6 protein-coding genes are annotated in these 7,252 nt (G+C 49.4%); 4 read left to right on the forward strand and 2 right to left on the reverse strand.

Going from position 1 to position 7,252, the window contains the following annotated elements; all coding sequences use genetic code 11:
• Positions 1 to 317: 317 nt before the first annotated feature.
• Both ABD76_RS16945 and ABD76_RS16950 read right to left on the reverse strand, forming a co-directional pair.
• Positions 318 to 1,715: a sensor histidine kinase gene (locus tag ABD76_RS16945; protein ID WP_197258406.1), complete on the reverse strand. Its 1,398-nt coding sequence runs from the start codon at positions 1,713 to 1,715 to the stop codon at positions 318 to 320.
• A gap of 4 nt (positions 1,716 to 1,719) precedes the next feature.
• Positions 1,720 to 2,430 carry a response regulator transcription factor gene (locus tag ABD76_RS16950; RefSeq protein ID WP_197258407.1) on the reverse strand — a complete coding sequence of 237 codons (711 nt, stop codon included), beginning with the start codon at positions 2,428 to 2,430 and terminating at the stop codon, positions 1,720 to 1,722.
• Positions 2,431 to 2,739: 309 nt separating this feature from the next.
• On the opposite strand from ABD76_RS16950, the gene ABD76_RS16955 reads away from it, so the two are divergent.
• From ABD76_RS16955 to ABD76_RS16970, 4 genes are all read left to right on the forward strand, one after another.
• A complete protein-coding gene (locus ABD76_RS16955; RefSeq protein ID WP_197258408.1) occupies positions 2,740 to 4,050 on the forward strand; it encodes a WCX domain-containing protein in 1,311 nt (436 codons plus the stop codon).
• Positions 4,037 to 4,837: a WYL domain-containing protein gene (locus tag ABD76_RS16960; RefSeq protein WP_197258409.1), complete on the forward strand. Its 801-nt coding sequence runs from the start codon at positions 4,037 to 4,039 to the stop codon at positions 4,835 to 4,837. The genes ABD76_RS16955 and ABD76_RS16960 overlap by 14 nt, the downstream gene beginning before the upstream one ends.
• 163 nt (positions 4,838 to 5,000) lie before the next feature.
• Complete coding sequence (locus ABD76_RS16965) at positions 5,001 to 5,411, forward strand: BlaI/MecI/CopY family transcriptional regulator (protein WP_197258410.1); 411 nt, start codon at positions 5,001 to 5,003, stop codon at positions 5,409 to 5,411.
• Positions 5,411 to 7,252, forward strand: a 1,842-nt coding sequence (locus tag ABD76_RS16970) for a M56 family metallopeptidase (protein ID WP_197258411.1), incomplete at its 3' end; no start/stop codon positions are given. The genes ABD76_RS16965 and ABD76_RS16970, both read left to right, overlap by 1 nt.

The raw sequence follows: 7,252 nt of genomic DNA on the forward strand, positions 1-7,252 counted from the left end.
CGCTGTAATATATGTATTCGCTTAAATAAGCGTATACACCAGGATTGAGATGCTTCCTTCTGCCGGCAGCAGTCATAGGTTATCTGGTAGAATAGCCCGCGATTGATGATGAAGAGGTTGGAAAGTGCATAGACACAGCATATTCAAAAATTGAAGACCTCAGTAAGCGATAGTCAAATCCGTGCAGGTAAGTATAAGGGAGAGTTTATATATTCCTTATATTTCAATTAAAGTAATGTAAAACCCTTATATATTTATATTATCATAGATGTATTATTTTGTAAATAATATTTTTTTATTCTCTTTTTCCTTCCTATTTATCCTTCTCCCGCAGAACCATAGCTGGACAGTTCAATCATTGCCCGTACGCCTTGTCCGGTATCACTGTCCAATACCAACCGTCCGCCGTGAGCCTGGGCAATTCTCGCCACCATCGGCAATCCTAAGCCGTGACCGTTCGGAAGCGGATCCGGCCGGGTAGAAGTATACAAAAGCTCGACGACATTCGCCAGCTCTCTGCGCGGAATGCCGCCGCCATTGTCAGCTACAATGAATTGACAAGTGCCGTGACCGGACTCACGGCGAACGATCAGCTTGATGACGCATCCGGCCGGATTATGGTCTATGCTGTTCTGCACCAAGTTCGTAACGGCCCGCAGGAGCAGCTTCTGATCCGCCTCTACCTGAATGTTCTCGTCCATGACCTTCACCTCTATCGTAAATCGCTCATCAAGCCCGTGATTCAAATAGTCTGCTGCTATCTGTCTGGCAAGAGCGGACAAGCGAGTCGGCTTGACGTTCAAGGGCTGCATATCATATTCCAACTTGGATACAAGATTCAGATCATTGACCAGTGAACGAAGCTTCTCTCCTTGTTGGCGGATGATGGCCGCTTGCTGTCTCTGCTCTTCAGACACGGCCTCATTCTCCTCCAGGGCGCTGGCATAGCCCAGAATCATCGATAGCGGTGTGCGAATATCATGAGAGATTCCGGCAATCCAATTGGAACGCGCTTCATTGCGGGCGCGAAGAGCAACATGCTTTTCTTGCAGCATTTCGGCGGTGTCATTGATGCTTTTGGCAAGATGGCCGAATATACCTTTCTCCTCCACATGCACGGCTTCCTCCTTGCCCAGAGCATGCACCACACCTGCAAGCGGCTTCAAAGACTGGGCAAGACGGGTACCGATAATAATGGACAGCATGCAGCCAAGCGCAATATTGCCCAATAGCAGAAACAATGTCCGCTTAGGAAGAGAGCTTACCCAAGAGGCAAGAAAAGAAAATTGATACTTGGCGTAACTGTTCTTCGGGTAGCCGATGACAACCAATCCATCCGGTACTTCCCATACAAATACCGGATATCCCTGCAAGTAATGCCGGGAAAACTTCGCCACCTCAGTCAATGTATAAGAACGCGGCACTTCTTCCGGCAAGCGGTGTTCCCAGATCACGTCCCCGTCCGGATTGAGCAGCATGCCCCAAGCCTGGTTCTCCGCCAGCAATTCTTCGGCTCGACCATGCAATTCATAGCTTCCATCCTTCCGCCGCAAATGATCCGCTACGTACTCCAGTACAGACTGCGGGGAGTGCCCGCTATTTATTTCCTTGAAGATGAACAGGCTCAACATGACCGCATTCAATACGATCATTCCGGCAAAAATGGCGAATGTAATCCCCGTAAAGCGGCGAATAATGCGGATAACGTCATCCATCGGCTTACGGCTCCTTAACAATCAATTTGTAGCCGAGACCTCTTACGGTAAGGAGACTGCGCGGCTTGGAAGGATTGGACTCAATCTTCTCTCTAATTCGCCGAATGTGCACCATTAATGTATTCTCATACCCGATGTCGACATCTCCCCATCCTGCCTGAAATAACGCATCCGTTGTCACAATTCTTCCCCGGTTCTCATACAGTTCCACCAGCAGGGCATGTTCCTTCGCAGTCAACGGCTGTTCTCCGTGCTCACGGTGCACGATTGCACTCTCCAGGTCTACCGTACAGTCCTCCAATTGAAAGGTTGGCAATCGCTCTCGTTCCTGCGGCTGATAGGCTCGTTTCAGAATGGCGTTCAGCCGAAGTATCAGTTCACGCAGCAAAAAGGGCTTCACGATGTAATCGTCTGCCCCAAGTCCAAGCCCAAGCAGACGATCTTCATCTTCTCCGCGGGCAGACAGAAACAGCACAGGTATGCTGGAGAACTGACGTATAGCTGTCAACAAAGCAAATCCATCCTGATCGGGCAGCATCACGTCTAATATCGCGATATCCGGCTTATCTATGCGACAAATGGCTAATGCAGTCTCGCTATTGGGTGCTGCATAAATTCGATAATACCCCTCTTTGCGCAGCAGCATATCAATCATGGTTCGAATATCCAAATCATCGTCCACAATAAGTATTTTTTTGTTTTTGAGATTCTCCATGTTCATTCCCCTGCCTTTTCATGCTAAGTCATTACATTCGACAAGAAGGAAATATATCCTTCCATTTAATTTACTGGCAGACTGCTCCAATTGCGCACGGCCCGATATTGGACGTCGCTACTGGATAAAGCCGACAAGCGCTAAGTCTTGCTCGATCGGCCTATCTGTTTATCTGTGTGATCGAAAAAACAGAGAGTCCAATCGGATGAACTCCCTGCCATGTATTGCGAAGGAAATTACTTCATACTTTCTAATTTTGTTCGCCTGCTACAATAAATGGAACAGCAATAGAAGGAAAGGGGAAAAACAGTGGCAAAGGAGAGCTTTGATAAGGAAATTCAAGTTCTGCGCATGCTGATGCTGACGAGCGGGGCCTATAACCGGCAGCAGTTCGCAGAACGGCTCGGAATTTCTGTACATACTTTTGATAAGACAACTCGCCGCTTGAAGGAGATAGCTGCGGCTGCCTATCCGCAGTCCATGCCTACACAGAGCCAGGAGCTGTCGGAGGCGCTCCGGCATAGCTGCTATGACACGAAGGAGCCGGTCCTCATGTTCTTATTCCGCGCCAAGTCGTTGAAGGAATCCGAATCCTTGCGCATCTCGATCATCTTGGAGGCGCTGCATGAGCAGGCAATGACGGTGACAGAGCTGATGGAAATATGCTGCAGCAGAACCCCGGCAGATGTGGCTATGCCGGATGAGAAGACGATTCGATCCGACCTGAAATATCTTGAAGCGGTCGGTGTAGTCTGCAAAGAGAATGCTGCTCGCCCTTATCGCTATCGCTTGCACAATGAGCTCTTGCATCAACTGTCGGCCGAAGAGCTCTCCGATGTATATGACTTCGTGGATGTGATGGCGAATACGCAGGTGCCTTCGGTCCAAGGATATCTGCTGCGGGATGTCTTGAAGAGACAATTGATGCTCATTCATGAAGGAAGCGGCATTCCCGATCCTCTCATTTACAAATACCACTACCCTTCTCGAATTTTGGACGAGGCCCATCTGTTCATCCTCCTGCGGGCGATTCGCAATCACCGAAGGATACGTTTCCTTTATTTCTCGCCCAAGGCCGAGAAGAGCTATGCAGCACAACAGACGAACCCGCGCTTCGAGCGGGAGGCCGAAGGAAAATGGCACAAAACATGCCCTCTTAAAATTGTGTACGATCATCAGTACGGGCGTTGGTATTTGCTCAGCAGCGACCGGGCAGGGATTCGCAAATTCCGTATGGAAGGGATAACACAGCTCGAAGAGGCGGAATCCGTGCCGGAAGAGGCCTTTCAGCAGAACACGGCAGCCATGATGGACAAGCTTCAGAGAAGCTGGTTAATCGATACCGGCCGCCCCGTGAAGGTGCGCGCCCGCTTTTATCATCCGGAACCCGATGAACCGAATTTCATCAAGCAGCGGGTCCAACTGCAAGGTCAGTGGGGAGAAATCGTCGAGGAAGATGAGCATTCCTTCGTCTACGAGATTACGGTAAATGGCATTATGGAGATCAAGCCATGGCTTCGAAGCTTCGGATCGAGCTGCGAAGTGCTTGAACCCCGGCATCTTCGCAAAGAATTGATCGAGGAATGGAAGGAGATCGCCGCGTATTATGAATCCATTTGAAAAAATCTTCAACTACCAAATTCTCTCCCGGCTGGAGGAGGCCGGAACGCTGATCGTTACCTCCCAGGAACGGGCTTGGTTGAAGACGATGCTGGCGCATCCTGCGGCTGCCGAGGCGTTCCCGGAAGAGACGCTGGCCAAGTTGAACCGCATCCTTCACGCGGAAGTGATGATGGATACTTCTCATCATCTCATCGAGAAGGCCAAAAGCAAGGAAAAGCATGTTTATCACCCGCTGCTTCGTCCTTTGCGGCGATATATTGCAGCACAGATGGGGATTCGGATCAGCTACGTGGTCCGAACCGGCCGTGTACATACGGAACACGAGGGCTTTCCTTATCAATTGGAATACTCCATGATCAAGCGGGAGTGGTACCTGCTCTGGTACCATCTTCGGCAGCGGAGACTTATGTCCACGAAGCTGAGCAGCATTCTCTCGCTGTCCGAGGAACCGGTTCCGCCATCGGAGACGGAGCGCATTCTTGATCAACTCGCCCAACTCAAGCATCCGCACAAGTCCGAAATCGTCATTGAAGTGATTCGCGATTATAATCAAGAGCTGTCCCGTATTTTGTACGCCTTCTCCTGCTTCGAGAAGAACGTGGTCTACGACGAGGAGCATAATACGTACCAGATTCAAATTTTTCTTCCTCGAGACGAAGTGGAGTTCCTCTTAACTAAAATTCGCTTTCTCGGAAAGCGCATCCGCGTCATGAAAGGTTCGTATGTGAAGAAGCGGATGCGGGAAGCGGCAGCCATGGCGCTGGAACGGTACAAGAGCGAGTAAGACGATGAAAAGCAACATCAAAATCGAGCAGGAGGGGGCCTAGCCCCCGACCTCTTACATCACTGCATTCTGCACAAAGTATGTTGACTTAACCAGACTACAGTTGTAACATGATTTGTAACTACATACGTAGTTTTTCACGTTGATTTTGGAGGTTGTATACATGAATCAAATACCGCCCATTACGGATGCAGAGTTGGAAGTTATGCGCGTCTTGTGGTCAATTCCGAATTGTCCTTCGAGCGAGGTCGTCAAGAAAATGGCAGATCGAATGGGATGGAGCCCGAATACGACTCGGACGCTCCTCAGTCGTCTTGTGCAGAAGGAAGCGGCGGGTGCGAAGCTGGAAAAGGGTTCGAAGCGCACCCAATTATTTTATCCGATTATCAGCGAGCAGGAGTACCTGCGGTCCGAAACCAAATCGTTCATGAAAAAACTGTATGGCGGAGCATTGAAGCCGATGTTGGCCAACTTTTTGCAGGATAAAAAGCTGAATGCGCAAGAAATCGAGGATCTGAAGGCATTGTTTGACGAAAACCGCAGCGACGGGGAATCGGAAAAGAGAGAACCCTGATGAGTCCTGCATGGAACGAATGTTTATTGTCGTTCTTCGGCTGGGTCATTCGCGGGTCGTTAATGGCCGGCATCCTGGTCGTGCTTGTCCTGAGTTTGCAATTTCTGCTGCGCAAAAGGCTTGAGGCGAGATGGAAATATTGGCTCTGGTTGCCTGTGGCGATTCGTCTGCTGCTCCCTTGGGCGCCGGAATCCTCGCTGAGCTTATACAATGTTCTGCCTGTGGATATCTTAGCGCCCGGAATTCAACAACAAACTTCAAATCCATCAGCTTGGCAGCAATGGCAGAAGGGTTCAGGGGGAGATTACGAAGAGACAGCTCAAGCAGACCGTTTCTACGCCCCGGAGAAAAGCAGCCTAATAAGAGGAAATGAGGAAGTATCAGATCCGTCCCATAAATCGGGAACTGGGCAGGACATAAGTATCGGGTGGAGCGGGTTCAAGCCAATGGGATTCATCCATCTGCTGATGTCGGTGTGGCTTGCGGGCGTGCTGTTTCTTGCGGCGAAGACAGCATACGACCAACTACGATTGGCACAAGCTCTGCGCGCGGGCCGATGTATTGATACGCCTTGGTTAGCGGCCGTATTCCAGGAAACGAAGCAGCTAATGGGCGTAAAGCGGGAAGTGCGGTTTGTAGCCAGTGAGCGCATTCCTGGGCCTGCCGTAGTCGGTTTTCGCAAGCCGGCGATCGTTGTTTCGCCGAGTCTGCTCGTTACGCTGCGAGAGCATCAGCTTCGGTGTATTTTGGCGCACGAATTCGCGCATATACAGCGGCGGGATGTGGCGGTGAATTGGATGATGCACATTCTGCTCATTCTCCATTGGTTTAATCCATTGTTGTGGCTTGCCGTACATAAAGCAAGGCAGGATCAGGAGATGGCCTGCGATGCATGTGTACTGAATCGGATGAGTTCAGAGCCAAATCTGCAGCATATCAATACATACGGGCACACCATCATCCATGTGCTGGAGCATTTTCATTTGTCAGGCACGCAACATCAACCAGGGATTGCCGGATTGTCTGCGACGCATAAACAAATGAAGAAAAGATTGTTAATGATCAAGCGATTTCATAAAAAATCCTATCATTTGTCCATTTGGGGGATGGCGCTTATTGTTGCGCTTGGCAGCGTGACGCTGGTAAATGCGAAGGGAAACGATGTGGGGGCCGCCCAGTCCCCCGCTTCTAGCGATATTGCCCTGAAGACCGCGGCCGCTAAACCAAAGGCTGAAAGCGAAGGGGAGAAACTAGAAAAAGAAGAGATAGCTAGAATCAACGAATTATTGAAAAAAAATCCGTTTGATAACTATCTGACATATAGCAGTTTTCAACCAAAGGGCCGCGAAGTTTGGGGGTACAGCAACGGCAAGGGTGGCTATGATAAATATGAGGACTATCTGAAGAAAGTATCCAGTGTGAAGGAGGCGAGGCCGCAACAACCTGCTGACTTGCCAGAGGGCTATACCTTCGAAGAGGCACAAATTATTGGTCCGCACATCATTGAATATACCGAAGAAATGAAAGCCGAAGCTAAAAAATTAGGGAAGAAGATATATTCCAAAAAGGTTGACTGGACATATACCAACTATATCGTGTTAACGTACACGAATGGAGAGGATTATATCCAATTGACGAGTTCACGCCTTGAAAATAAAGACGGGAAAGCAAAAGTGAAAGAAAAAGATTATGTTTATACATCCGCTGAGGACATGACAAAGAAACATCACATGCAACTCGGCAATACGCTTAGCTGGAAAGAAGGTGGTAAAGGTTTTTCAATCTCAACCAATCCGGACAATCCATTGACGAAGGAAGACCTGATCAAGCTGGCGAAAACG

The sequence above is a fragment of the Paenibacillus dendritiformis genome, assembly GCF_015845845.1.
Taxonomy (GTDB): domain Bacteria; phylum Bacillota; class Bacilli; order Paenibacillales; family Paenibacillaceae; genus Paenibacillus_B; species Paenibacillus_B dendritiformis_C.

What these genes read in the sequence shown, in the direction of transcription:
- ABD76_RS16945 (WP_197258406.1), bottom strand. Translation starts at nt 1,715, where the DNA reads ATGGATGACGTTATCCGCATTATTCGCCGCTTTACGGGGATTACATTC.
- ABD76_RS16950 (WP_197258407.1), bottom strand. Translation starts at nt 2,430, where the DNA reads ATGGAGAATCTCAAAAACAAAAAAATACTTATTGTGGACGATGATTTG.
- ABD76_RS16960 (WP_197258409.1), top strand. Translation starts at nt 4,037, where the DNA reads ATGAATCCATTTGAAAAAATCTTCAACTACCAAATTCTCTCCCGGCTG.
- ABD76_RS16965 (WP_197258410.1), top strand. Translation starts at nt 5,001, where the DNA reads ATGAATCAAATACCGCCCATTACGGATGCAGAGTTGGAAGTTATGCGC.